Source organism: Pseudomonas sp. R37(2017) (genome assembly GCF_002113375.1).
Lineage (GTDB): Bacteria > Pseudomonadota > Gammaproteobacteria > Pseudomonadales > Pseudomonadaceae > Aquipseudomonas.
In genome coordinates, this window is sequence record NZ_NEHO01000003.1 from 216,176 (window position 1) to 240,624 (window position 24,449).

A 24,449-nucleotide genomic window follows, 5' to 3' on the forward strand; every position below is an offset into this window, starting at 1 on the left:
GCTGCGTGAAACGAGTGCCCATGCCTGCCATCGACCATCCGCTGATAGACCAATTCCTCGATGCCTTGTGGTTGGAGAAAGGCCTTTCCGACAACACCCGCGATGCCTATCGCAGTGACCTGGCGTTGTTCAATGGCTGGATGCAGGACAAAGGGCTGGAGCTGCTCAATGCCGGGCGCGAGTTGATTCTCGACCATCTGGCCTGGCGCCTGGAGCAAAACTACAAGCCACGCTCCACAGCGCGATTTCTCTCCGGTGTGCGTGGTTTCTATCGCTATTTGCTGCGGGAAAAATTGATCGCCGTCGACCCAACGTTAAGGGTTGATATGCCTCAGCTCGGCAGGCCGTTACCCAAATCCCTGTCGGAGGCCGACGTCGAAGCGCTGCTGGCGGCACCGGACTTGAGCGAAGCCATCGGTCAGCGCGACCGGGCCATGCTGGAGGTGCTGTATGCCTGTGGCTTGCGGGTCACCGAGTTGATCAGCCTTACCCTGGAACAAGTCAACTTGCGCCAGGGCGTGTTGCGAGTGATGGGCAAGGGTAGCAAGGAACGGCTGGTGCCGATGGGCGAGGAGGCGATTGTCTGGGTCGAGCGCTACATGCGTGATGCCCGCGGCGAACTGCTTGGCGGGCGGCCCAGCGATGTGTTGTTCCCCAGCCAGCGTGGCGAGCAGATGACCCGCCAGACCTTCTGGCACCGCATCAAGCATCAGGCCAGGGTCGCCGGGATCGGCAAGTCGCTGTCGCCACACACCCTGCGCCATGCGTTCGCCACGCACCTGCTCAACCACGGCGCCGACTTGCGGGTGGTGCAGATGTTGCTGGGGCATAGCGACCTTTCGACCACCCAGATCTACACTCATGTCGCCCGGGCACGGTTGCAGGATCTGCATGCCAAACACCATCCACGCGGCTGAACACGATCCCCTGTGGGAGCGGGCATGTCCAAAATGTCTTGCGACAGGCGCATTCGGCCCCGCGAGCCTTATGTGATAGGCTGGACCGGTTTGCACGATGGGCGGTTATGACCCGGTGTTCTGGCACGGGTGTTCTGATCGTCCCATATGTTCGCCTTCAGGAGTTCTCATGCGTCTGACCCAGATTTTCGCCGCCGCAGCCATTGCGTTGGTCAGCACCTTTGCCATCGCCGATGATGCGGCCGACAAAGCCATTCGTAAAAGCCTGGAAAACCTCCAGCTCGAAGTGCCGGTAGAAAGCATCACCGCCAGCCCGTTGCCTGGCCTTTACGAAGTCAAACTCAAAGGCAGCCGTGTGCTGTACGCCAGTGCCGACGGCCAGTACGTGGTTCAGGGCTACCTGTTCGATCTCAAGGACGGCAAGCCGGTCAACCTGACCGAGAAGACCGAGCGCCTGGGCATCGCCAAGCTGATCAACGACATCCCGGTTGCCGAAACCGTGGTGTACCCGGCCGTTGGCGAGACCAAGTCGCACATCACCGTATTCACCGACACCACCTGCCCGTACTGCCACAAGCTGCACGCCGAAGTGCCCGAGCTGAACAAGCGCGGCATCGAAGTGCGTTACGTCGCCTTCCCGCGCCAGGGCCTGGGCTCGCCGGGTGACGAGCAATTGCAAGCGGTGTGGTGCTCGAAAGACAAGAAGGCGGCCATGGATAAAATGGTCGAAGGCAAGGAGATCAAGGCCGCCAAGTGCGATAACCCGGTCTCCAGGCAGTTCGCCCTCGGCCAGTCGATTGGCGTGAACGGTACACCGGCCATCGTTTTGGCCGACGGTCAGGTCATTCCGGGCTATCAGCCTGCGCCACAAGTCGCCAAACTGGCGCTGGGCGCGAAGTAAATTCGCATCGTCACGGCAAGCCTTGACGATCATGGTCCGGCAGCGACATTCGCCGGGTCATCAATAGAGAACCGCGAGTCTGCGGTTGTTTTCACGGCCGGCCTCGAGTCGGCCGTTTTATGGGGAGTTCACAGTGAAACCGGTCAAAGTAGGCATCTGTGGGTTAGGAACCGTCGGTGGCGGTACCTTCAACGTACTTCAGCGCAACGCCGAGGAAATTGCTCGTCGTGCCGGGCGTGGTATCGAAGTGGCGCAAATTGCCATTCGCACGCCAAAGCCTCAGTTCCAAACGACCGGTATTGCGATTACCAACGATGTCTTCGAAGTGGCCACGAACCCTGAGATCGACATCGTCATAGAGCTGATGGGCGGCTACACCGTTGCCCGCGAGCTGGTACTCAAGGCCATCGAGAATGGCAAGCATGTGGTCACCGCGAACAAGGCGCTTATCGCCGTTCACGGTAATGAAATTTTCGCCAAGGCTCGCGAGAAGGGCGTGATCGTTGCGTTCGAAGCGGCGGTGGCCGGCGGTATTCCAGTCATCAAGGCGATCCGTGAGGGCCTGTCCGCCAACCGCATCAACTGGGTGGCCGGCATCATCAACGGCACCGGCAACTTCATCCTCACCGAAATGCGTGAGAAGGGTCGCACCTTCGAAGACGTATTGGCCGAAGCCCAGGCGCTGGGTTACGCCGAAGCCGATCCGACCTTTGACGTTGAAGGCATCGACGCCGCTCACAAGCTGACGATCCTGGCTTCGATCGCGTTCGGCATCCCGCTGCAATTCGACAAGGCCTACACCGAAGGCATCACCAAACTGACCACCGCCGACGTGAACTACGCCGAAGCGCTGGGCTACCGCATCAAACACCTGGGCGTGGCGCGCAGCACCGCGGCCGGTATCGAATTGCGCGTGCACCCGACGCTGATTCCGGCCGATCGCCTGATCGCCAACGTCAACGGTGTGATGAACGCGGTAATGGTCAATGGCGATGCTGCCGGTTCGACCCTGTTCTACGGTGCCGGTGCCGGCATGGAGCCGACCGCTTCGTCGGTGATCGCCGACCTGGTGGATGTGGTTCGCGCCATGACTTCCGATCCGGAAAATCGTGTGCCACACCTGGCCTTCCAGCCGGATTCGCTGTCGGCTCACCCGATCCTGCCGATCGAAGCCTGCGAAAGCGCCTACTACCTGCGTATTCAGGCCAAGGACCATCCCGGCGTATTGGCTCAGGTTGCAAGCATCCTCTCGGAGCGCGGCATCAACATCGAGTCGATCATGCAGAAGGAAGCCGAGGAACACGACGGCCTGGTGCCAATGATCCTGCTGACCCACCGCGTGCTGGAACAGCACATCAACGATGCCATCCAGGCACTGGAAGCTCTTCAGGGCGTGGTTGGACCGGTGGTCCGGATTCGCGTCGAACATTTGAATTAACACAGCGACAAGCTGCAAGCTGCAAGCTGCAAGTAAAAGCAGAGGCGCTTTTCACTTGTAGCTTGCAGCTTGTAGCTCGAAGCTCAAACCGAAGGTTTGCTCTTATGCGCTACATCAGTACCCGCGGCCAGGCACCGGCCCTGAATTTCGAAGACGTCCTGCTGGCAGGTCTTGCCACCGACGGCGGTCTGTACGTCCCGGAAAACCTGCCACGTTTCACCCAGGAAGAAATCGCTTCCTGGGCCGGCCTGCCGTATCACGAGCTGGCTTTCCGCGTCATGCGCCCATTCGTTGCCGGCAGCATTCCAGACGCGGATTTCAAGAAAATCCTCGAAGAAACCTACGGCGTGTTTGCCCACAACGCCGTTGCGCCGTTGCGTCAGCTGAACGGCAACGAATGGGTACTGGAGCTGTTCCACGGCCCGACCCTGGCGTTCAAGGACTTCGCCTTGCAACTGCTCGGTCGCCTGCTTGACTACGTGCTGGAAAAGCGCGGCGAGCGCGTGGTGATCGTCGGCGCCACCTCCGGTGACACCGGTTCAGCCGCCATCGAAGGTTGCAAGCGTTGCGAAAACGTAGACATCTTCATCCTGCACCCGCACAACCGTGTGTCCGAAGTGCAGCGTCGGCAGATGACCACCATTTTCGGTGAGAACATCCACAACATTGCCATCGAAGGCAACTTCGATGACTGCCAGGAAATGGTCAAGGCGAGTTTCGCCGACCAGGGTTTCCTCAAGGGCACTCGCCTGGTGGCCGTGAACTCGATCAACTGGGCGCGGATCATGGCCCAGATCGTCTACTACTTCCACGCGGCCCTGCAGTTGGGTGGCCCGGCGCGTTCGGTAGCGTTCTCGGTACCGACCGGCAATTTCGGCGACATCTTCGCCGGTTACCTGGCGCGCAACATGGGCCTGCCGATCAACCAGTTGATCGTCGCCACCAACCGCAACGACATCCTGCACCGCTTCATGAGCGGCAACCAGTACGTCAAGGAAACCCTGCACGCCACGCTGTCGCCGTCCATGGACATCATGGTGTCGTCGAACTTCGAACGCCTGCTGTTCGACCTGCATGGTCGCAACGGCGCGGCAATCGCCGGGTTGATGGATTCGTTCAAGCAGGGTGGCGGTTTCAGCGTCGAGCAAGAGCGCTGGACAGAAGCCCGCAAGTTGTTCGACTCGCTGGCCGTGGATGACGCACAAACCTGCGAAACCATCGCCGAAGTCTACGAGCAGACTGGCGAAGTGCTGGATCCACACACTGCCATCGGCGTGAAAGCTGCGCGGGAATGCCGTCGTAGCCTGGACATTCCAATGGTGGTCCTGGGCACCGCGCACCCGGTCAAATTCCCGGACGCCGTGGAAAAAGCCGGTGTAGGAAAAGCTCTCGAACTGCCTGTACATCTTTCTGATTTGTTTGAGCGAGACGAACGTTGCACCGTATTGCCAAATGACCTGAAGGCCGTGCAGGCCTTTGTCAGCCAGCATGGCAATCGCGGCAAGCCGCTGTAACCGGTCAGCGCTGTTACATTTTGAAGCCCGTCTCCTGACGGGCTTTTTCATTTCTGCATGCACACTTGTCGTGTTATCGCCCAGAACGGACAGGCGAATGGATCACCAAGGACAAGGGAATGCTGTTTACAAGTGTGTTCAAGTCAGTCGCGCGCTGGCTGTTTTTACTCGGCATCGTGGGCGTCGCCGAATGGGGGGCGGCAAGCCCGGCATCGATTCAGGAACGTGGGAAGCCCGCCGCACGTTCGGCGGTCGTGCTGGACGACCAGGAGTTGCAGTGGATAGCCAGCCATCCACGGGTCGTGGTCACGGCACTGGAATACCCGTTGTACCAGTTCAAGGATGAGTATGGTCAATGGACGGGGCTGAACAGTGACCTGCTCAAGCGCATCAGTGATATGACGGGGTTGCAGTTCGTTTACCAGGAGTCTTTTTCCACCGATCAAATGCTGGCCCATTTGGAAAGCGGCTCTGCGGATTTGAGTACGACCCTGGCGATGAACGACGAACGCAAGGCGTTTCTCGATTTCAGCCATGCGTTCGGCGGTGCCGGATGGGTCTTTGTCGGGCGGGCCGAAGCACCACCGGTGCAGTCGCTGGAGGATCTGGCGAAGCGGGTACTGGCGCTGCCGGCTCGGCATGCACTGGAAGCGATGGTCCGTCGCAATTATCCGTCCATCGAGTTGCGTTCGGTTAAAACCCACGCCGAAGCCCGTGCCTGGGTGGAAAGCGGCGAAGCCTACGCCACGATCGAAAGTGAAATCGCCGCCCGGCTTATTCCGTCGGGCCGGCTACAGATCGGCGCCGTGGTACCAGGCAAATGGGATGGAGATTATCTGGCGGTGCGCAAAGACCAGCCGCAGTTGCTGAGTATCCTCAACAAGGCGCTTGAGGCGTTTCCTGAACAGGAACTGCGCAACCTTCGCTTGAAGTGGTTCGGCGGTGCTCCCACGCTACGGGCGCCTGGCTTCTGGCAGAGGATTGACTCGTGGATCGGTTGGGGCATGTTTGTGCTCAGCCTGTTCGGCCTGTTCGGCCTGTTTGCACTGTTCTGGAGTCGGCGGTTGACGGTGGCGGTCCGGCAGCGGTTCGAGGCGCAAAGGAGCCTGAGCGATCAGCTCGCATTCCAGCATGCCCTGATGGATGCCATGCCGGACCCGATGTTTGTCCGGGATCTGCAAGGGCGTTTGATCATGTGCAACAAAAGTTATGAGGACGCCTTGTCGACACGTTTTGACCGGATGCAGGGGCGGCAGTTGATCGAAGTCGATGTCATGCCCAGACAAACCGCAGAATTGTTGCATAGCGAGCTTCTGGCGCAGTTGACTACACGCAGGACGCGCTTCTTCGAGCGTCAATTGTTGTTCAAGGAGGGCGTCAGGGATATCTACCAGTGGGCGGTGCCGTTTTACACGGCGGATGGCCAGCTCCAAGGATTGTTGGGTGGTTGGGCTGACATCGCCCGGCGCACCCGACAGACGTGATGGCTGCGTTTTTTCTCTGTCATGTTCGCCGTGCATGCTCACTTGACTGGGTGGCAGGTTCGCCTGCGGACAGTAGTACCCAGAACTTTCTTCTCGGGCCAGCGGTCATTTGTTGTAGGCATGCCCCAGACACGTTGTATTCGGACTATTGAGTGGTGATCGGGATGGAAAGTATCAGTCTGTTGCTCGGTGAGGCGCTGAGCCCGTATCAGGTTACCTTGACCCCGTCTGGCATTCGTGGCGAATGGCGGGTGACCCTGAAGAATGCTGTCGGCACGACCGTTGTCGAGCGCGAGTTCAATCAGGCCCAGTTGAGTGACAAGCGCCAGCTGACGGATGTGGTCGACGGTTTGCATCGCGACGTGCTGATCGCTGAGGGACGCCTTGAGCCTTGTGTCATCGCGGCATTGCGTCATGCGGCGCAGGACAAGCTTCTGGCCAGCCGCAATTGAACGGTTTTTTGTGGGAACCTTCCTGCGTCCAGGTCAGTCAGACTTTGTAACAGCAGGATGAAGCATTGTGCTCCGGTGCTTGTAGCTTGCTGTTACTGGTCTCCAAGCAGGCCACGTTAAACCCCGGGTCGTCTCCCCACTTCTCGGGGTTTCTTTTTGCCCGGAATTTCTCATGGCTGCGGCAGATGGTCGAAAAACGCCTTGGTGTCTTTCAGGTAATCGCTGCGGCTATCGGGATCCAGCCAGGCGGCGTAGGCCTCATCGAGGCGTTCGCGGGGAAGGGTGCGCAACACCTGATTGATGTCGACAATGGCCTGTCGGCCCTGTGGCGTATCGGTACAACCGATGTAGCCGGACAGGTATTTGCCCGTGCCATGGATCGGATAGAACTGCAATTCATCCTCGGCGATGCCTTGCAATGAGGCCTGGTAGCGAATTTCCGGGCGATAGCCCAGCAGCAGGCGCAAGCGTCCCAGGCGCTGCATTTGCAGCAGGCTGCCCAAGGCGTCGTTGCCGTAATGGGGAGCCAGTGCATCGACTGGCGCTTGTTTGAGCAGCCCATCGAGGTATTCGCCGTAGTTGCGCTCGGCAATAACGCCCAGTTTTTCACGGCCGCTGGCGAGGAGCGCAGCCAGGTCCACTTCGCCATCCTTGATAAAGGGTGCCAGCACTTCCTGGTCAACGCGCCGCACGGCCAGGCCATTGCTCATGGCGCGGAAGACCGGAATGGAAAAGGCGATCCATTCTTCCCGTTCCTTGCTCCAGTTCAGCGCAGCGTCGCAGACGAGAGACGGTTCGTGGAGCATTTGCAGGCCACGCGCGCGATTGACCCTCATCACGCTGTGTTGGTACTGCGGCATGCCGGCAATCAACAGCAGCAGTAGTTGATCGATGACGCCCTGGCCTTTTTTCGGCCCGTCGAAGATCGTCAGCGGTGGCAGGTCGCGCTTGAGCCAGATCAGGTTTTCCTTGGGTTGCGCCAGGGCTGACGGGGTCAGTTCAAGGTACAAGAGTAAAATCGCCAGCATGCACAGCAGCCACCCGCCGCGCGACGGGTAGCGTCGAGCCGAGCGCCTGAGCCTAGATGGCTCCGTCTTTGCGCAACTGTGCAATCTGCGACGCGTCATAGCCAAGTTCCTGGAGTACCTGTGCGTTGTGCTCACCCAGTTGTGGCCCGACCCATTCACATTCACCGGGTGTCTCTGAGAGTTTCGGCACAATGCCTGGCATCTTGAAGTCTTTGCCGTCCGGCAGCTTGGCTTGCAGGAACATTTCCCGCGCCAGGTACTGGGGGTCATTGAACATGTCTTCGGCGCTGAAGATTCGACTGGCCGGCACGTCGGCCTGATTGAGTTGCGCCAGCACGGTGTCCAGCGGCAACGATTTGACCCAGCGATCGATGACGCCATAAATCTCGTCGCGTCGGGCATCGCGACCATCGTTGCTGGCAAGCTGTGGGTCGTTGGCCAGATCCTCCCGGCCAATGATCAGCATGAAACGTTTGAAAATCGCATCGCCATTGGCGCCGATCTGCACGTGTTTGCCGTCGGCACTGGTGTGGATCGAGGATGGGGTGATGCCCGGCATGATGTTACCTGTGCGTTCGCGGATGAAACCGAACACATCGAACTCCGGGACCATGCTTTCCATCATGGCGAAGATGGCTTCATACAGTGCCACGTCCACCACTTGGCCCTGGCCGCCGTTGACCTCGCGATGACGCAGGGCCATCAAGGCGCCGATCACGCCCCATAGCGCGGCTATCGAGTCGCCGATGGAAATGCCGGTGCGCACCGGTGGCCGATCCTCGAAACCGGTGATGTAGCGCAAGCCACCCATGGACTCACCGACCGCGCCAAAGCCGGGCTGGTCTTTCATCGGGCCGGTCTGGCCGAAACCCGACAGGCGCACCATGACCAGTTTCGGGTTCAAGGCGCTCAGGACGTCCCAGCCCAGGCCAAGTTTTTCCAAAACGCCGGGACGAAAGTTCTCGATCAGAATGTCTGCTTCGCTCAGCAGCTGTTTCAGAATCGCCTGGCCTTCAGGGTGCTTGAGATTGAGGGTCAGGGATTTCTTGTTGCGTGCCTGGACGAACCACCACAACGAAGTGCCTTCATACAATTTGCGCCACTTGCGCAACGGATCGCCGCCGTCCGGGGACTCGACCTTGATCACGTCGGCACCGAACTCGGCGCAAATGCGTGAGGCAAACGGGCCGGCAATCAAGGTGCCCAATTCGATGACTTTCAGACCGGAAAGCGGTTTGGCGGTGAACGGCATGCGAGATCCTGTAGGACAAGGTTGAGCGAATACAGCGTTTTAACATAGCCGACTGTCAGACGCTTGAGGTTGATCACCTTCGATTCGTGGATTGCCCGCCGCATCGGTTAGACTTGCCGCCTTTCCTCGTATCAAGAAGCCCGTTCATGGCCCAGCCGTCCACGACCTACAAGTTTGAACTGAACCTCACCGACCTCGACCGCAGCGTCTATGAGAACGTGAAGCAGACCATTGCCCGCCACCCTTCGGAAACCGAAGAGCGCATGACCGTTCGCCTGCTGGCCTACGCCCTCTGGTACAACGAGCAGTTGTCGTTCGGCCGTGGCCTGTCGGAAGTCGATGAACCTGCCTTGTGGGAAAAAAGCCTCGATGATCGTGTCCTGCACTGGATCGAAGTCGGCCAACCCGATGCCGAGCGCCTGACCTGGTGCTCGCGCCGCACTGAACGTACCAGCCTGTTGGCTTACGGCAGCTTGCGCGTATGGGAAGGCAAAGTGGTGCCCGCGGCGAAGAACCTGAAGAACGTCAACATCGCTGCCGTGCCTCAGGAAGCTCTGGAAACCCTGGCCAAGGACATGCCGCGCGTTATCAAGTGGGATGTGATGATCAGCGAAGGGACGATCTTCGTCACCGACGACCGTGGTCAGCACGAAGTCCAGTTGCAGTGGCTGGCCGGAGAGCGCGGCTGATTTTTCGCCACTGCACTGTGTCTCCCGGTTTTATCCTACGTATTGAAGAGAAGCTCCTGTCACCCCATGCGCATCGAACCTCGCTTGTTGCCCGATACCCTGCCATTCCTCGGTGATATTCCGCCACTGCTGACCCGCCTGTATGCGGCGCGGGGCGTGCAATCCGAAGCGGAGCTGGACAAGAGCCTGGCGCGGTTGATTCCGTTCCAGCAGCTCAAGGGCATCGATGCCGCCGTGGACTTGTTGGTGACGGCGCTCGAACAGCGCCAGCGCATTCTGATCGTCGGCGACTTCGATGCCGACGGCGCGACGGCCAGTACCGTGGGCACGCTGGGCCTGCGTCTGCTGGGGGCGGCGCATGTCGATTATCTGGTGCCCAACCGTTTCGACTACGGCTATGGCCTGACCCCGGAGATCGTCACGGTCGCGCTGGAGCGTCAGCCTCATTTGCTGATCACCGTGGACAACGGCATCTCCAGTGTCGAAGGCGTGGCGGCGGCGAAAAAGGCCGGGCTCAAGGTGCTGGTAACCGATCACCACTTGCCCGGTGACGAACTGCCCTTGGCTGATGCCATCGTCAACCCGAACCAGCCGGGTTGCGCATTCCCGAGCAAGGCGCTGGCCGGTGTCGGAGTGATTTTCTATGTGCTGATGGCCCTGCGTGCGCGGTTGCGCGAGCTCGGCTGGTACACCACCAAGCCACAGCCGAACATCGGCGAATTGCTCGATCTGGTGGCCTTGGGCAGCGTGGCCGACGTGGTGCCGCTGGATGCCAACAACCGGATTCTGGTGCATCAGGGCCTGGAGCGGATTCGTGCCGGACGTGCGCGGCCGGGGATCAAGGCGATCCTCGAAGTGGCCAAGCGCGACCCTGCGCGCATCACTTCCACCGACCTGGGTTTCATTGTCGGCCCGCGCCTGAATGCGGCAGGGCGCCTGGATGACATGAGCCTGGGCATCGAATGCCTGCTGACTGAAGAAGCGGGTCTGGCCCGTGAGATGGCTGCTCAATTGGACGGCATGAACCAGGATCGCAAGTCCATCGAGCAGGGCATGCAGCGCGAAGCTCTGGCGCAGCTCAAGGAGTTGCCGGAGGAGTCGATGCCGTTCGGATTGTGCCTGTTCGATCCCGAGTGGCACCAGGGCGTCATCGGTATTCTCGCGTCGCGGATGAAAGAGCGTTATTTCCGCCCGACCATCGCTTTTGCCGATGCCGGAGATGGCCTGCTCAAGGGCTCGGGGCGTTCGGTCCAGGGCTTTCACATCCGCGACGCCCTGAGCGTGGTGGCGGCGCAGTATCCGAACCTGATCACCAAGTACGGCGGCCACGCGATGGCGGCCGGCCTGACGCTGCCGGAGGCGAACTTCCCGTTGTTCGCCGAAGCCTTTGACGCTGAAGTGCGTCGGCAACTGCGCGAAGAGGACCTGACTGGCCGCCTGTTGTCGGACGGCACGCTGGCGGTGGAAGAGTTTCACCTGGAGCTGGCCCGTGCCCTGCGGCATGCCGGTCCTTGGGGGCAGCACTTCCCGGAGCCGTTGTTTCATGGGGTGTTCCAGTTGGTCGAGCAGCGGGTTGTGGGTGAACGGCACCTTAAAGTCGTGCTCAAAAGTGAATGTGGTTCCGTGAAGCTCGACGGCATCGCTTTCGGGATCGACCGCGACATCTGGCCGAATCCGACCGTCAAGTGGGTGGAACTGGCCTACAAACTCGACCTCAACGAGTTTCGGGGCAACGAGACTGTGCAACTGATGATTGCCCACATCGAGCCGCGTTGACCCGAAACCTCTGCAGGAGCGAGCACGCTCGCGATGGACGTTAACGATGGCGCTGGGGACCTGATGCCCCGCGGTGTCTTGTCGTCCATCGCGAGCTTGCTCGCTCCTACAGGGGGGCGACATCCCTCGATGTCGACTAGGCTCTAAGCACTGCTTGATTTTAGCCTTGTGACGTCTTGTCGAATTTTTTGCCCGCGGGGGCGGGTGCCGTACCTTTTTCCTGTCACTCGTCGACTATTCAAACAGAACCTGGAGCCTGCCCACTGATTCGAGAGGTGCCCCATGAGTCTGCTGCTTGAACCCTTTACCCTTCGCCAATTGACCCTGCCCAACCGTATCGCGGTATCGCCGATGTGCCAGTACTCCAGTGCCGACGGCCTGGCCAATGACTGGCACCTGGTCCACCTCGGCAGCCGCGCTGTCGGCGGGGCCGGGCTGGTGTTTACCGAAGCCACGGCGGTCACCGCCGACGGCCGTATCACTGCTCAGGACCTCGGCCTGTGGAATGACGAGCAGATCGAACCCCTGCAACGCATCACCCGTTTCATCAGTGCCCAGGGCGCCGTTGCCGGCATTCAACTGGCCCATGCCGGGCGCAAGGCCAGCACCCACAGGCCATGGCTCGGCAAGCATGGTAGCGTCAAGCCCGACGAGGGCGGCTGGGTGCCGGTCGGGCCTTCACCGATTGCGTTCGATCCTCAACACACACAACCCAGGCCGCTGGATGACGCTGAGATCGCCAAGGTGATCCAGGCCTTTGTCGATGCGGCAAAACGCTCACTGACGGCCGGTTTCAAGGTGGTCGAGGTGCACGCCGCCCATGGTTACCTGTTGCATCAGTTCCTTTCGCCGTTGAGCAACCAGCGGCGCGATCAATATGGCGGTTCGTTCGAAAATCGAATTCGGCTGGTGTTGCAGGTCACCGAAGCGGTGCGTGCGGTGTGGCCTGAAGAGTTGCCGGTGTTTGTCCGGGTCTCGGCCACTGACTGGGTGGAAGACGGCTGGAACCCGGATGAAACCGTGGAGCTGGCGCGCCGCCTCAAAGCCTTGGGTGCGGACCTGATCGATGTCTCGTCGGGGGGAACAGCGGTGAATGCCGAAATTCCCACAGGCCCCGGTTATCAGACTCGCTTCGCCGAACGTGTGCGCAAGGAATCGGGCATGGCCACCGGCACAGTGGGCATGATCACTGAGCCGGCCCAGGCCGAGCACATCCTGCGTACCTGTCAGGCGGACATCATCTTCCTGGCCCGTGAGTTGTTGCGTGATCCGTACTGGGCGTTGCATGCAGATGACGACCTGGGCGGGCACAAGGCCGTGTGGCCGGCGCAGTACCAGCGGGCGACTCACCGCGAGCAGCCCATCCACGAATCGGATTTGCGCGACTGAAATCCATCGATACGAAAAAGCCCCTGAATCGCGAGATCCAGGGGCTTTTGTTTATGCCAGTGAGCGATCAGGCCGCTTCGATCTTGCTGCGGTTCTGTTCGACCTGGTTCAGGTAGTCCTTGAGCTTTTCCTGCTCGGCCACCGTTGTGAACAGGCCGAGCTTGCTGCGACGCCAAAGGATGTCGTGGGCGCTGGTTGCCCATTCTTCGCTGCACAGGTAGTCGACTTCGCGGGTGTAGAGACCGCCGCCGATGTGTTCGCCCAGATCGCTGAGGTCCTGTACGCCTTCGAGCATGCGCCAGGTACGGCTGCCATAGCTGGTGGCCCAGCGGCGAGCGATCTCGCTCGGTACCCAGTCGAACTGGTCGCGGATACGCGAACTCAAGGCTTGCGGGGTAGTCATGTCTTCACCGCCCGGCAGCGTGGCGCTGGCGGTCCAGCCTGGCTGGATGTGCTTGAAGTAGGGCGCCAGTTGCGCCAGTGCCGACTCGGCCAGTTTGCGATAAGTGGTGAGCTTGCCGCCGAATACGGAGAGCAACGGCGCTTCTTCGCCGCTGCCGGACAGCGCCAGGGTGTAATCGCGGGTCACGGCCGACGGGTTGTCGGATTCGTCGTTGCACAGCGGGCGCACACCGGAATAGCTGTGCAGGATGTCGTCGCGGCTGATCTGCTTTTTGAAGTGGGCATTGACCACGTTCATCAGATAATCGGTTTCACCGTCGGTAATCGCAACGGCTGCCGGATCGCCAGTGTATTCCCGGTCGGTGGTGCCGATCAGTGTGAAGCGGTTCAGGTACGGAATGGTGAACACGATGCGCTGATCTTCGTTTTGCAGGATGTGCGCGTGTTCGCCTTCATACAGTTTTGGCACGATCAGGTGGCTGCCCTGGATCAGGCGGATGCCGTAAGGCGATTCCATCTTCAGGTCATCGCGAATGAACTTCGCAACCCAGGGGCCGGCCGCATTGACCAATGCCTTGGCGCGGATCGAAAACAGGCTGCCATCGGCGCGCTCCAGGTGAAGGTGCCACAGGCCTTTGGTCCGGCGCGCGCTGACGCAGCGAGTCCGGGTGTGAATGTGGGCGCCTTTTTCCCGGGCGGCCATGGCGTTCAACACCACCAGGCGCGCGTCGTCGACCCAGCAGTCGGAGTATTCGAAGCCTTTGGTGATCTCGCTTTTCAGTGCGCTGTCGGGGCCGAATTTCAGGCCTTTCGAACCTTGCAGTTGCTCGCGCTTGCCCAGGTTGTCATAGAGGAACAGACCGGCGCGAATCATCCAGGCCGGGCGCAAGTGTGGGCGGTGTGGCAACACGAAGCGCATTTGCTTGACGATGTGCGGAGCCTTGGCCAACAGCACTTCACGTTCGGCCAGTGCTTCGCGCACCAGGCGGAATTCGTAATGTTCGAGGTAACGCAGGCCGCCGTGGATCAGCTTGCTGCTGGCCGACGAGGTATGGCTGGCCAGGTCATCCTTTTCGCAAAGGAACACCGAGAGGCCGCGACCGGCGGCATCCGCTGCGATCCCCACGCCATTGATGCCGCCACCGATGACGGCGATATCGTAGACCTCGGCAAGAGGGGGTGCAGGCAAGGTAGAAGTGGGCATCGGCACGGCCTCGGATATCTTTGATGTTCTGTATTTGAATTCGAACATTTATGTTCATTTACGAAAATACTAGCCCATAAAGACGCGCGCAGCCAGTCAGCTTCGATTGAAAATACTCATCGAAGGGCCGGTAAAGGAAAATATTCGAACATTGAACGTGGAGGAAGGGCGTGTTGAAGTGGGATTTACTGTAGGGACCAGCCTGCTGGCGATGGCGTACTCAAGGGCACCATCGCCAGCAGGCTGGCTCCTACAGGTTGTTTAACCGCCTTCGGCGTTAAACAACTTCCAGCCGGACCTTGTGCTGGTGCAACAGCTGCGCCAGCGCCGGGGAAGGTTGCCGGTCGGTGACCAGGCAATCGACCAGGCTGATCGGCCCCAGGCGAATCATGGCGTTGCGCCCGAACTTGCTGGAGTCGGCCGCGAGGATCACTTGTCGGGCATTGGCGATGATCGCCTGGGATACCCGCACCTCCTGATAGTCGAAATCCAGCAGGCTGCCGTCTTCATCGATGCCGCTGATGCCGACCAGGGCGAAATCGACCTTGAACTGGTTGATGAAGTCGACACTGGCCTGACCCACCACGCCGCCGTCGCGCCGCACGTTGCCGCCGGTCAGCAGCACGTCGAAGTCGTCCTTGGCGCTGAGCATCGAAGCCACATGCAGGTTGTTGGTGATGATTTTCAGGTGACTGTGGTTGAGCAGTGCTCGGGCAATGGATTCGGTGGTCGTGCCGATGTTGATGAACAGCGAGGCATGGTCGGGAATCTGCGCGGCAATGGCTTCGCCGATACGCTGTTTCTCATCGCGCATCTGATCGGCGCGCATGGCGTAGGCGGTGTTTTCAACGCTGGAGTCGTAAGCTGCGCCGCCGTGATAGCGACGCAACAAATTGGCTTCCGCGAGCTGATTGATGTCGCGGCGGATGGTTTGCGGTGTAACAACGAACAACGTGGCCATTTCCTCGATGCTGACATAGCCGCGTTCGCGAACCAGCTCGAGGATTTGCTGCTGACGGGGAGGCAGATTCATGGGGCGTCCTTTGGGCTGCCGTGCAAAATTTGCCCATGATGACGCAGGAATCTGCTCCCGACCAGTTCCACCGTGTCGCGGCTTATTCAGCCTCGTCTTCAACGGCCCAATCGCGGGTGCGGCTGACGGCTTTTTTCCAACCAGCGTAGAGTTTTTCCTTTGCCGTTTCATCCAGCGTCGGCTCGAACTGGCGTTCGATCACGGCCTTGCCGCGCAACTCCTCCAGGCTGCCCCAGAAGCCACAGGCCAGGCCTGCCAGGTATGCCGCGCCGAGTGCCGTGGTTTCGCGCATTTGCGGGCGCTCGACCTGGGTGCCGAGGATGTCGGCCTGGAACTGCATGAGGAAATTGTTGGCCACTGCACCACCATCCACGCGCAGTGCCTTGAGGCGTTCGCCGGAGTCCTGCTGCATGGCGTCGAGCACGTCGCGGGTCTGGTAGGCGATCGACTCCAGTGCCGCACGAATGATGTGATCCACGCGAACACCACGGGTCAGGCCGAACAACGCGCCTCGGGCGTACGGGTCCCAGTACGGTGCGCCAAGACCGGTAAAGGCCGGCACCAGGTACACACCGTTGCTGTCCTTGACCTTGTTGGCGAAGTACTCGGTGTCGTGGGCGTCATTGATGATCTTCAGTTCATCGCGCAGCCATTGCACGGTGGAACCGCCGTTGAACACTGCGCCCTCCAGCGCGTAAGCGACTTCGCCGCGAGGGCCGCAAGCGATGGTGGTCAGCATGCCGTGTCGGGATTTCACCGCTTTTTCGCCGGTGTTCATCAGCAGGAAGCAGCCAGTGCCATAGGTGTTTTTCGCCTGGCCTGGCTCGACGCACATCTGGCCGAACAGGGCCGCTTGCTGGTCGCCGGCAATGCCGCCGATGGCGATGCCGCTTTTGGTGTGGCCGTAGATTTCGGACGACGATTTGACCGCCGGGAGCATCTCGCGCGGGATGTCGAGGACTTCCAGCATCTTCGTGTCCCACTCCAGGGTGTGGATGTTGAAGAGCATGGTGCGCGACGCGTTGGTGTAGTCGGTAACATGCACCTTGCCGCCGCTGAATTTCCAGATCAGCCAGCTGTCGACGGTGCCGAACAACAGTTCACCGTTGCGTGCGCGCTCGCGGCTGCCTTCGACGTTATCGAGGATCCACTTGAGCTTGGTGCCGGAGAAGTATGGATCGGTGACCAGGCCGGTGGTTTCGCTGATGTATTGCTCGTGGCCATCGCGTTTGAGTTGCTGGCAGATCTCGGTGCTGCGTCGGCACTGCCAGACGATTGCGTTGTAGATCGGGCGGCCGGTGTTCTTGTCCCAGACAACCGTGGTTTCGCGCTGGTTGGTGATGCCGATGGCAGCCACCTGGTCGTGGTGCAGGCCGGCTTGTGCCAGTGCCTCGACCATCACGGCGCTTTGGGTGGCGAAGATCTCCATCGGATCATGCTCGACCCAGCCAGCTTGGGGGTAATGCTGTGCGAACTCCCGTTGGGCAGTGCAGACCACGTTCGCGTCGCGGTCGAAAATGATCGCGCGAGAGCTGGTCGTACCCTGATCGAGGGCAATGATGTAGTTCTTATTCTGTGTGTCGGTCATGTCGATTGCCTTGGACGAAGTAAGGGAGTGAGGTCTGGCGCGTGATCCGAGGGCACGTGCCTACGGTATCAAGAAGTTCTGGGTTTGCCGTCAATGGCTGGTGTTTCATCCTTCGCAGCAGTTACGGCGCCAGTCAGATGACGGGCAATCAGCCCGCGATAGGCAGCGGCGCCGAGGCAGGCACCGACAATCGGTGCAAAAACAGGAATCAGGAAGTACGGAATATCGCGTCCGCCAGTGAAGGAAATTTCACCCCAGCCAGCGAAGAAAGTCATCAGTTTAGGGCCGAAGTCCCGCGCCGGGTTCATGGCGAAGCCGGTCAGCGGTCCCATCGAACTGCCGATCACCGCAATCAGCAGGCCGATCAGCAGCGGTGCCAGCGGGCCTTTTGGCAGGCCGTTGTTGTCGTCGGTCAAGGACATGATCACGCCCATCAGGATGGCCGTGATGATGACTTCGACCAGAAAGGCCTGAGCGGTGGTCAGCACGGGATTAGGGAAGGTGGAAAACACCGAAGCCAATTCAAGGCTGGCCTGGGTACCGCGAACCATGTGATGCGTTTGTTCGAATTCGAAGAACAGATTGCTGTAGAGCGTGTAAACCAACATCGCGCCACAGAACGCCCCGGCCACTTGGGCGAGTACGTAGAAAGGCAGTTTGCGCTTTTCGAAATCCGTAAAAATGCTCAGTGCAATGCTGACGGCAGGGTTCAGGTGCGCCCCGGAAACCCCGGCGGTGAGGTAGATCGCCATGCTGACGCCGACGCCCCAGATAATGCTGATTTCCCACAAGCCAAAACTGGCACCCGCGACTTTGAGCGCGGCAACGCAACCCGTACCAAAAAAGATCAGCAGCGCCGTACCCAGAAACTCGGCCATGCATTGGCTCGAGAGCGACGGTTGTTGTAAAGCGGATGTCATTGAAACCTCATTTTTCTTGTTGTCTGGCGCTTGTCCCATCGTGGTCGAAGCGCGGTTTTCGCCGAGGCAGGATTCTCATCCTGATCGCGGTTTACTGCTGGGTGCTGCGGTAGGATGTTTCGTACAGTTTCATAAACGAAAAAATATAGACAAGAAACACTGCTGTCAAAGGTCGAAAGTGAACCGTCGGTCATAAAGAAACTATTCGTCGCATGAATGAACGAGTCATTGAATGATGGAAAAGCCGGGCTGTGGCGTTATGGATGTGCTGCCCTGGAGCCTTTTAACGATCAGATGTCCTAGAATCCGGCGCAGTGTTTTTCTTCTGCCGCCCAGTCTGGAGCTGTCATGACCCCCGCATTGGATTTGTTGAAAAAGGTTCGGGCCGAACATCGCGTACACAGTTACGAACATGACCCGAAGGCCGCTTCCTATGGTCTGGAAGCTGCGGAAAAACTCGGGCTCGACCCGGCGCAGGTGTTCAAGACCTTGCTGGCAGCCAGCGAAAAAGGCGAGTTGCTGGTGGCCGTGGTGCCGGTTGTCGGTAGTCTGGACTTGAAAGGGCTGGCCCATGCCGCTGGCGTGAAAAAGGTCGAAATGGCCGATCCGGCAGCGGCGCAGCGTTCCACTGGCTATCTGTTGGGCGGCATCAGTCCGCTGGGGCAGAAAAAGCGTTTGCGTACTTTCATCGATAATTCAGCCCAGCCCTTCGCCAGCATTTTTGTCAGTGCGGGTCGACGCGGGCTGGAAGTCGAACTGGCACCGGCCGTGCTGGCCGAGCACACCCAGGCGAAGTTTGCCGATATCGGTCGTGCTTGAAGAACCCGCGTTGCGCTGTATGGTGAAAATCAGCCTGCTCTGTCACTGGTGCCGGTTCGGCCGGCGCGGCATGCTCGACGGTCTGACAAAGGGAGAAGGTTATGCAGCTTGAGTTTCATCAGGTCGACGCGTTCAGCAATCAGCCATTCAGTGGCAACCCGGCGATGGTCTATCGGCTCGATGCCTGGCTCGCCGATGAATTGATGCAGAAGATTGCCGCAGAGCACAACCTCGCCGAAACGGCGTTTGTCGTGCGTGAAGGGCAGGGCTGGCACATCCGCTGGTTTACGCCGACCACCGAAGTGCCATTGTGCGGGCACGCGACGCTGGCCAGTGCCTATGTGTTGTTTGAGGTCTATAAAGAACCCGTCGAGCGACTGGATTTCACCTGTAGATCCGGCCCGTTGAGCGTGACCCGTGAAGATGGGCGCCTGTGGCTGGATTTCCCGTCGATCATCCCCTCGGAGATCGGCGTGACCCTGGATGTCGAGCGTGCCCTCGGCGTCGAGGCTGTCGATGTGCTGGGCTCGAATGAGTTGTTCGTGGTGCTGGAGTCTGAGCAGGCAGTGCTCGACTGCAAGCCGGACATGGTGGCGCTGGCGAATTTGCCATGGTTGGGCGCCATCGTCACTGCACGAGGTGACCAGCACGATTTCGTGTCCCGCTATTTCGCCCCGGCGATCGGCATCAACGAAGACCCGGTGACCGGATCGACCCATTGCCTTCTGATTCCATACTGGTCGGAGCGTTTGGGCAAATCGAGCCTGACGGCCTGTCAGCGCTCGGCGCGGGGCGGTGAGTTGTTCTGCAGGCTGGAAGGCGATCGGGTGAAGATCGGTGGGGATGCGACGCTCGTAGCAAGCGGAACGCTGATGCTGGGCTGATCCAAAACCTCTGTAGGAGCGGGTGCCCGCTTGCGGCACGCTCGCGATGGAGGCACAGGCACCGCGGGGTGTCAGGCAGCCAGTGTCATCGTTAACGTCCATCGCGAGCTTGCTCGCTCCTACAGGGGGTGGTGTTTAGTTGGCTGTGCTGTAGCGCCGGACACCTGATTCAACAACGGGAATCTGCGCCGCCATGCTGCCTGACGCCTGGAACAACACCAGGTGTTCGGCTGCGACACGAATACCTACATCCGTCCCGACCTGGCGATCGACATGGCTCGGGAAGATCGATTCCAGCTGTGCGCCTGTCGGCAGTTGCAAGCGATACAGGGTCGACGCCCCCAGGAATGTCTTGCCAGCGATTCGCGCCTTCAATGCGCTGTCCGGTGCATAGACGATATCGTCCGGGCGCAGCAGCACATCCACCGCGCCACCTACCGGCCAGGTGTAGGCCCGGTTGCCGCGCAACTCACCCAGTTCGGTTTGCACCGACTCGGGGCTGCTCAACTGACCGCGAATGAAATAGCCCTGGCCGATGAAGCTGGCCACAAAGGGTGTCAGCGGTTCGTGATACAGGTTGTAGGGCGTATCCCACTGTTCCAGTCGACCTTCCTTGAACACGCCAACGTGGTCGCTGACCGCGAAGGCTTCTTCCTGGTCGTGAGTCACCAGAATCGCGCTGGTGCCACGGGCCTTGAGGATGTCGCGTACTTCGTGGCTGAGCTTGCGGCGCAATTCGCCATCGAGGTTGGAGAACGGTTCGTCGAGCAAAAGCAGTTGCGGTTCCGGCGCCAGGGCGCGGGCCAGGGCGACACGTTGCTGTTGCCCGCCGGAAAGCTCATGGGGGAAGCGTTTGCCGAGGTTCTTCAGGTTGACCAGTTCCAGCATTTCTTCGGTAACGCGATCCATTTGCGGATGCTTGCGAATGCCGAAGGCGATGTTGTCTGCCACGCTCAAATGTGGAAAGAGTGCGTAGTCCTGGAACACCATGCCGATACGACGTTTTTCCGGGGCAAGGGTGAAACCGGCGCTGGAGATGGTCTCGCCAGCCAGCTGGATTTCGCCTTCATGCACCGGTTCGAAGCCGGCGATCGCCCGCAGCGTGGTGGTCTTGCCGCAGCCCGAAGAACCCAGCAGGCAACCAATGTCGCCGGCGTTCAAATGCAGGTTCAGGTTCTGCACGACGCGCTGGTCTTGATAGCCGCAAGCGAGGTTACGCAGGTTAAGCAGTAATGGCTGGCTCATGCGTGGTGATACGCCGGTTCGACGAGGAATTCGAGCAGGGCTTTTTGCGCATGAAGACGGTTTTCGGCTTGATCCCAGGCCACCGAGCGTTTGTCGTCGAGCAGGTCGACGCTGATTTCTTCGCCGCGGTGCGCCGGCAGGCAGTGCATGAACAGCACATCGTCAGCGGCCAGGTCGAGCAGGGCGCGGTTGACCTGGTACGGTGCGAACAGTTTCAGGCGCTTGGCGGTTTCCTCTTCCTGGCCCATGGAGGTCCAGACGTCGGTGCTCACCAGATGTGCACCGCGCACGGCATCTTTCGGGTCGCGTACGATGGTGACCCGATCGCCGGCCTTGGCCACGAATTCAGGATTGGGCTCGTAGCCTTCCGGGCAGGCAACGCGCAACTGGAAGTCGAACTGGATCGCCGCTTCTATATAGCTGTTGCACATGTTGTTGCCATCGCCGATCCAGGCCACGGTCTTGCCCTGAATGGAACCGCGGTGTTCGAGGAACGTCTGCATGTCCGCCAGCAACTGGCACGGATGCAGGTCATCGGACAGGCCATTGATGACGGGTACGCGGGAGTTGGCGGCGAATTCGGTCAGGGTGCTGTGGGCAAAGGTACGAATCATCACCGCGTCGAGCATACTCGACATGACGATGGCGCAGTCTCCGATCGGCTCGCCGCGACCCAGTTGGGTGTCACGTGGCGACAGGAAGATTGCCTGGCCGCCGAGCTGGATCATGCCGGCCTCGAAGGAGATCCGGGTGCGGGTCGAGGATTTCTCGAAAATCATCCCCAGGACGCGGTTTTTCAGAGGCTCGAACAGTACGCCGCGGTTACGCAGGTCCTTGAGCTCAACGCCTCGACGGATCACGCTGACCAGCTCTTCGGGCGTGCAATCCATCAGGGAGAGAAAGTGCCTTGCGCTCATCATTGACTACCTTTTTGCTACAAACCGCAGATGCTCAAAGCCTTGTTTATCGGAACAACGGGCGAGACCTGCGGCGTAAGCCGCACGGGGCGACGAAATAGGGGAAGGCGCGATCTTATAATTAAATGTCGCGTCTTACCAATAGGGCTACAGTTTTTAGGGAGTTTCAGAGGTGCTACGGGTTCACCGAGGTAGCGCTTTGAAGCCTGATTCCTTATAGCAGCGGCTCATTTGTACACCGGCCTCTCGGGGCTTGGCAATCAAACGGGGCGGCAATGGTGTGATGGCAGTCGGTTTCTGACCTGTCATTCATCAGGGCCAGGCTCGCTGAGCACTGGCGCCGGGCGGCCATCGGCTGGCCTGATGACCCTCGATTCACAAGATGAACGTCGCTGGCGTGGTAGCGGGCCTGGCGCCATAGTTTTGTTTCCGCGGCCAACGTTGCCCGCCCATAACAAGACAGAGACTGGCCATGACCAAGACTCTCCATCACCGTGCCTGCCATTTGTGCGAAGCCATCTGTGGCCTGACCATCGAAACCTCCGAGGTCGAAGGCGGTAGCGTCCAGATCACGTCGATCAAGGGCGACCCCCAGGACACGTTCAGTCGTGGGCACATCTGCCCAAAGGCGGTGGCGCTGCAAGACATCCAGAACGATCCGGATCGCCTGCGCCAGCCGATGCAGCGGGTGGGCAATGAATGGCGGCCTATCGAGTGGGAAGCGGCATTCGATCTGGTCGCCGAACGCCTCGCTGCAATTCAGGAGCATCACGGACAAAATGCCGTGGCGGTCTATCAAGGCAACCCGAGCGTGCACAATTACGGGCTGATGACCCACAGCAATTACTTCCTCGGCCTGCTGAAGACCCGCAACCGTTTTTCTGCGACGTCGGTCGATCAGTTACCCCATCACCTGTCCAGCCATTTGATGTACGGCCATGGTTTGTTGCTGCCGATCCCGGACATCGATCACACCGATTTCATGCTGATCCTTGGCGGCAACCCGCTGGCTTCGAACGGCAGCATCATGACCGTGCCGGATGTGGAAAAGCGTTTGAAGGCGATACAGGCCCGCGGCGGCAAAGTGGTGGTGGTCGACCCGCGTCGCAGTGAAACGGCGGCCATTGCCGATCAGCATCTGTTCGTGCGTCCGGGTGGGGATGCTGCGTTGTTGTTCGGGCTGCTCAACACCTTGTTCGCAGAAGGTCTGACCCGCGACAGTCATCTGCCGGTAGACGGTCTGGAGGAAGTGCGGGAGGTTGTAGCGCCATTCACCGCCGAAACCATGAGCCCGTTGTGCGCCGTGCCGGCCGGGCAGATCCGCCAATTGGCGAGGGACTTTGCCGCGGCACCGAGTGCTGTCTGCTATGGCCGCATGGGCGTTTCGACCCAGGCTTTCGGTACGCTGTGTCACTGGGTGGTGCAGTTGATCAACCTGGTCACCGGTAACCTTGATCGCGTGGGAGGGGCCTTGTGCACCGAGCCGGCGGTGGACCTGGTGGCGTCGACCTCGGGCGGGCATTTCAATCGGTGGCAGAGCCGGGTGTCCGGGCGCCCGGAATACGCCGGAGAACTGCCGGTCTCGGCACTGGCCGAAGAGATGCTCACCGAAGGCGAGGGGCAGGTCCGTGCGCTGATCACCGTGGCGGGCAATCCGGTGTTGTCCACGCCCAATGGCCGAAAGCTCGAGCAGGCACTGGAGGGGTTGGAGTTCATGGTCAGCGTCGACCTGTACATCAATGAAACCACGCGTTATGCCGACCTGATCCTGCCGTCCACGTCAGCGCTGGAAAACGACCATTACGACACCACGTTCAACCTGTTTGCGGTGCGCAACGTCAGTCGTTTCAATCGCGCCATCCTCGCCAAACCCAAAGGCGCGTTGCACGACTGGGAAATCTTCGTCGGACTGGCCAAGGCATTTGCCGCCAGGACCGGCAAAGAGTTGAAGCCCACCATTGCTCCCGCGCAAATGATCGATCGCGGCCTGCGCATGGGGATGTACGGCGACACGTCAGCGCACAAGCTGTCGCTGGCGACGTTGTTCGATCATCCCCATGGCGTCGATCTGGGCGCGCTCAAGCCTAACCTTGCACCGCGGCTGAAGACTGCCAATCAACGCATCCAGGCCGCGCCGGCCGCGATTCTCGCTGACCTGGCGCGCTTTGCAGACTTGAAGGCACCCGCCGCCGACGAGTTGTTGATGATTGGCCGCCGGCATGTGCGCAGCAACAACTCATGGATGCATAACTATCATCGGTTGGTGAAGGGCAAGCCACGTCATCAGTTGCTGATGCATCCGGACGATCTGGCAGTTCGCGGGCTGAGCGACGGGCAGCGCGTAAGGGTCAGTTCGCGGGTGGGTGTGATTGAAGTCGAAGTGCTTGGCAGTCTGGACATGATGAAAGGCGTGGTCAGCCTGCCACATGGCTGGGGCCATGCACGGCCCGGCGTGCAGATGTCGATTGCCAGCAGTCAGCCAGGCTCCAGCGCCAATGATCTGACCGACGAATGCCAGATTGACGAATTGTCGGGAAATGCCGCGCTCAATGGTGTTCCGGTAACCGTGGCAGCTGCTTGAATCAGTCTGACGGAGA

At 60.0% G+C, this 24,449-nt stretch carries 20 protein-coding genes; 12 read left to right on the top strand and 8 right to left on the bottom strand.

Going from position 1 to position 24,449, the window contains the following annotated elements; all coding sequences use genetic code 11:
• The first annotated feature begins 20 nt into the window (after positions 1-20).
• The 6 genes from xerD (at position 21) to CAG47_RS06815 (ending at position 6,706) form a co-directional block, all read left to right on the top strand.
• Positions 21-917, top strand: coding sequence for a site-specific tyrosine recombinase XerD (gene xerD, locus CAG47_RS06790; protein ID WP_085724139.1), 897 nt, complete (start codon positions 21-23; stop codon positions 915-917).
• A 169-nt stretch (positions 918-1,086) separates the two neighbouring features.
• Positions 1,087-1,818 carry a bifunctional protein-disulfide isomerase/oxidoreductase DsbC gene (gene dsbC, locus CAG47_RS06795; protein WP_085724140.1) on the top strand — a complete coding sequence of 244 codons (732 nt, stop codon included), beginning with the start codon at positions 1,087-1,089 and terminating at the stop codon, positions 1,816-1,818.
• Between the two features lie 133 nt (positions 1,819-1,951).
• The gene (locus tag CAG47_RS06800) at positions 1,952-3,256 is read left to right on the top strand and encodes a homoserine dehydrogenase (protein WP_085724141.1); all 1,305 of its coding nucleotides are present in this window, start codon (positions 1,952-1,954) and stop codon (positions 3,254-3,256) included.
• Between the two features lie 104 nt (positions 3,257-3,360).
• Entirely contained in the window at positions 3,361-4,770 is a 1,410-nt protein-coding gene (thrC, locus tag CAG47_RS06805; RefSeq protein WP_085724142.1) for a threonine synthase, read from the top strand.
• A 119-nt stretch (positions 4,771-4,889) separates the two neighbouring features.
• The gene (locus CAG47_RS06810; RefSeq protein WP_085724143.1) at positions 4,890-6,254 is read left to right on the top strand and encodes a transporter substrate-binding domain-containing protein; all 1,365 of its coding nucleotides are present in this window, start codon (positions 4,890-4,892) and stop codon (positions 6,252-6,254) included.
• A 164-nt stretch (positions 6,255-6,418) separates the two neighbouring features.
• Entirely contained in the window at positions 6,419-6,706 is a 288-nt protein-coding gene (locus CAG47_RS06815; RefSeq protein WP_085724144.1) for a DUF3509 domain-containing protein, read from the top strand.
• 170 nt (positions 6,707-6,876) lie between these two features.
• Here CAG47_RS06815 and CAG47_RS06820 read toward each other — a convergent pair whose 3' ends face one another.
• Together CAG47_RS06820 and CAG47_RS06825 are read right to left on the bottom strand one after the other, a co-directional pair.
• A complete protein-coding gene (locus CAG47_RS06820; RefSeq protein WP_085724145.1) occupies positions 6,877-7,833 on the bottom strand; it encodes a TIGR02285 family protein in 957 nt (318 codons plus the stop codon).
• On the bottom strand, positions 7,787-8,986 hold the full coding sequence (locus CAG47_RS06825) for a CaiB/BaiF CoA-transferase family protein (RefSeq protein WP_085724146.1): 1,200 nt from the start codon (positions 8,984-8,986) through the stop codon (positions 7,787-7,789). The genes CAG47_RS06820 and CAG47_RS06825 overlap by 47 nt, the downstream gene beginning before the upstream one ends.
• Before the next feature lie 146 nt (positions 8,987-9,132).
• Between CAG47_RS06825 and CAG47_RS06830 the strand changes: the two genes are divergently transcribed.
• The 3 genes from CAG47_RS06830 (at position 9,133) to CAG47_RS06840 (ending at position 12,840) form a co-directional block, all read left to right on the top strand.
• On the top strand, positions 9,133-9,675 hold the full coding sequence (locus CAG47_RS06830; RefSeq protein ID WP_085724147.1) for a YaeQ family protein: 543 nt from the start codon (positions 9,133-9,135) through the stop codon (positions 9,673-9,675).
• A 66-nt stretch (positions 9,676-9,741) separates the two neighbouring features.
• On the top strand, positions 9,742-11,451 hold the full coding sequence (gene recJ / locus CAG47_RS06835) for a single-stranded-DNA-specific exonuclease RecJ (RefSeq protein ID WP_085724148.1): 1,710 nt from the start codon (positions 9,742-9,744) through the stop codon (positions 11,449-11,451).
• 282 nt (positions 11,452-11,733) lie between these two features.
• Positions 11,734-12,840, top strand: coding sequence for an NADH:flavin oxidoreductase/NADH oxidase (locus CAG47_RS06840; RefSeq protein ID WP_085724149.1), 1,107 nt, complete (start codon positions 11,734-11,736; stop codon positions 12,838-12,840).
• Between the two features lie 67 nt (positions 12,841-12,907).
• On the opposite strand, the gene glpD is transcribed toward CAG47_RS06840, so the two are convergent.
• The 4 genes from glpD to CAG47_RS06860 form a co-directional block, all read right to left on the bottom strand.
• A complete protein-coding gene (gene glpD, locus CAG47_RS06845; protein ID WP_085724340.1) occupies positions 12,908-14,446 on the bottom strand; it encodes a glycerol-3-phosphate dehydrogenase in 1,539 nt (512 codons plus the stop codon).
• 277 nt (positions 14,447-14,723) lie between these two features.
• A complete protein-coding gene (locus tag CAG47_RS06850) occupies positions 14,724-15,479 on the bottom strand; it encodes a DeoR/GlpR family transcriptional regulator (RefSeq protein WP_085724150.1) in 756 nt (251 codons plus the stop codon).
• Positions 15,480-15,561: 82 nt separating this feature from the next.
• Entirely contained in the window at positions 15,562-17,067 is a 1,506-nt protein-coding gene (gene glpK / locus CAG47_RS06855) for a glycerol kinase GlpK (protein ID WP_085724151.1), read from the bottom strand.
• A gap of 68 nt (positions 17,068-17,135) precedes the next feature.
• Complete coding sequence (locus CAG47_RS06860; protein ID WP_085724152.1) at positions 17,136-17,987, bottom strand: MIP/aquaporin family protein; 852 nt, start codon at positions 17,985-17,987, stop codon at positions 17,136-17,138.
• Between the two features lie 348 nt (positions 17,988-18,335).
• Here CAG47_RS06860 and ybaK point away from each other — a divergent pair, with 348 nt between their 5' ends.
• Entirely contained in the window at positions 18,336-18,806 is a 471-nt protein-coding gene (gene ybaK / locus CAG47_RS06865) for a Cys-tRNA(Pro) deacylase (protein WP_007971306.1), read from the top strand.
• Between the two features lie 101 nt (positions 18,807-18,907).
• A complete protein-coding gene (locus CAG47_RS06870) occupies positions 18,908-19,690 on the top strand; it encodes a PhzF family phenazine biosynthesis protein (RefSeq protein WP_085724153.1) in 783 nt (260 codons plus the stop codon).
• A gap of 135 nt (positions 19,691-19,825) precedes the next feature.
• Here the strand turns inward: CAG47_RS06870 and CAG47_RS06875 are convergent, their stop codons facing one another.
• The gene (locus CAG47_RS06875) at positions 19,826-20,935 is read right to left on the bottom strand and encodes an ABC transporter ATP-binding protein (protein WP_085724154.1); all 1,110 of its coding nucleotides are present in this window, start codon (positions 20,933-20,935) and stop codon (positions 19,826-19,828) included.
• Positions 20,932-21,852 carry an ornithine carbamoyltransferase gene (argF, locus tag CAG47_RS06880; RefSeq protein ID WP_085724155.1) on the bottom strand — a complete coding sequence of 307 codons (921 nt, stop codon included), beginning with the start codon at positions 21,850-21,852 and terminating at the stop codon, positions 20,932-20,934. The genes CAG47_RS06875 and argF overlap by 4 nt, the downstream gene beginning before the upstream one ends.
• A gap of 472 nt (positions 21,853-22,324) precedes the next feature.
• Between argF and CAG47_RS06885 the strand changes: the two genes are divergently transcribed.
• A complete protein-coding gene (locus tag CAG47_RS06885; RefSeq protein WP_085724156.1) occupies positions 22,325-24,433 on the top strand; it encodes a molybdopterin oxidoreductase family protein in 2,109 nt (702 codons plus the stop codon).
• The last annotated feature ends 16 nt before the right edge of the window (positions 24,434-24,449 follow it).

What these genes read in the sequence shown, in the direction of transcription:
- xerD (WP_085724139.1), top strand. Translation starts at nt 21, where the DNA reads ATGCCTGCCATCGACCATCCGCTGATAGACCAATTCCTCGATGCCTTG.
- dsbC (WP_085724140.1), top strand. Translation starts at nt 1,087, where the DNA reads ATGCGTCTGACCCAGATTTTCGCCGCCGCAGCCATTGCGTTGGTCAGC.
- thrC (WP_085724142.1), top strand. Translation starts at nt 3,361, where the DNA reads ATGCGCTACATCAGTACCCGCGGCCAGGCACCGGCCCTGAATTTCGAA.
- CAG47_RS06810 (WP_085724143.1), top strand. Translation starts at nt 4,890, where the DNA reads ATGCTGTTTACAAGTGTGTTCAAGTCAGTCGCGCGCTGGCTGTTTTTA.
- CAG47_RS06815 (WP_085724144.1), top strand. Translation starts at nt 6,419, where the DNA reads ATGGAAAGTATCAGTCTGTTGCTCGGTGAGGCGCTGAGCCCGTATCAG.
- CAG47_RS06820 (WP_085724145.1), bottom strand. Translation starts at nt 7,833, where the DNA reads ATGACGCGTCGCAGATTGCACAGTTGCGCAAAGACGGAGCCATCTAGG.
- CAG47_RS06825 (WP_085724146.1), bottom strand. Translation starts at nt 8,986, where the DNA reads ATGCCGTTCACCGCCAAACCGCTTTCCGGTCTGAAAGTCATCGAATTG.
- CAG47_RS06830 (WP_085724147.1), top strand. Translation starts at nt 9,133, where the DNA reads ATGGCCCAGCCGTCCACGACCTACAAGTTTGAACTGAACCTCACCGAC.
- recJ (WP_085724148.1), top strand. Translation starts at nt 9,742, where the DNA reads ATGCGCATCGAACCTCGCTTGTTGCCCGATACCCTGCCATTCCTCGGT.
- CAG47_RS06840 (WP_085724149.1), top strand. Translation starts at nt 11,734, where the DNA reads ATGAGTCTGCTGCTTGAACCCTTTACCCTTCGCCAATTGACCCTGCCC.
- glpD (WP_085724340.1), bottom strand. Translation starts at nt 14,446, where the DNA reads ATGCCCACTTCTACCTTGCCTGCACCCCCTCTTGCCGAGGTCTACGAT.
- CAG47_RS06850 (WP_085724150.1), bottom strand. Translation starts at nt 15,479, where the DNA reads ATGAATCTGCCTCCCCGTCAGCAGCAAATCCTCGAGCTGGTTCGCGAA.
- glpK (WP_085724151.1), bottom strand. Translation starts at nt 17,067, where the DNA reads ATGACCGACACACAGAATAAGAACTACATCATTGCCCTCGATCAGGGT.
- CAG47_RS06860 (WP_085724152.1), bottom strand. Translation starts at nt 17,987, where the DNA reads ATGACATCCGCTTTACAACAACCGTCGCTCTCGAGCCAATGCATGGCC.
- ybaK (WP_007971306.1), top strand. Translation starts at nt 18,336, where the DNA reads ATGACCCCCGCATTGGATTTGTTGAAAAAGGTTCGGGCCGAACATCGC.
- CAG47_RS06870 (WP_085724153.1), top strand. Translation starts at nt 18,908, where the DNA reads ATGCAGCTTGAGTTTCATCAGGTCGACGCGTTCAGCAATCAGCCATTC.
- CAG47_RS06875 (WP_085724154.1), bottom strand. Translation starts at nt 20,935, where the DNA reads ATGAGCCAGCCATTACTGCTTAACCTGCGTAACCTCGCTTGCGGCTAT.
- argF (WP_085724155.1), bottom strand. Translation starts at nt 21,852, where the DNA reads ATGAGCGCAAGGCACTTTCTCTCCCTGATGGATTGCACGCCCGAAGAG.
- CAG47_RS06885 (WP_085724156.1), top strand. Translation starts at nt 22,325, where the DNA reads ATGACCAAGACTCTCCATCACCGTGCCTGCCATTTGTGCGAAGCCATC.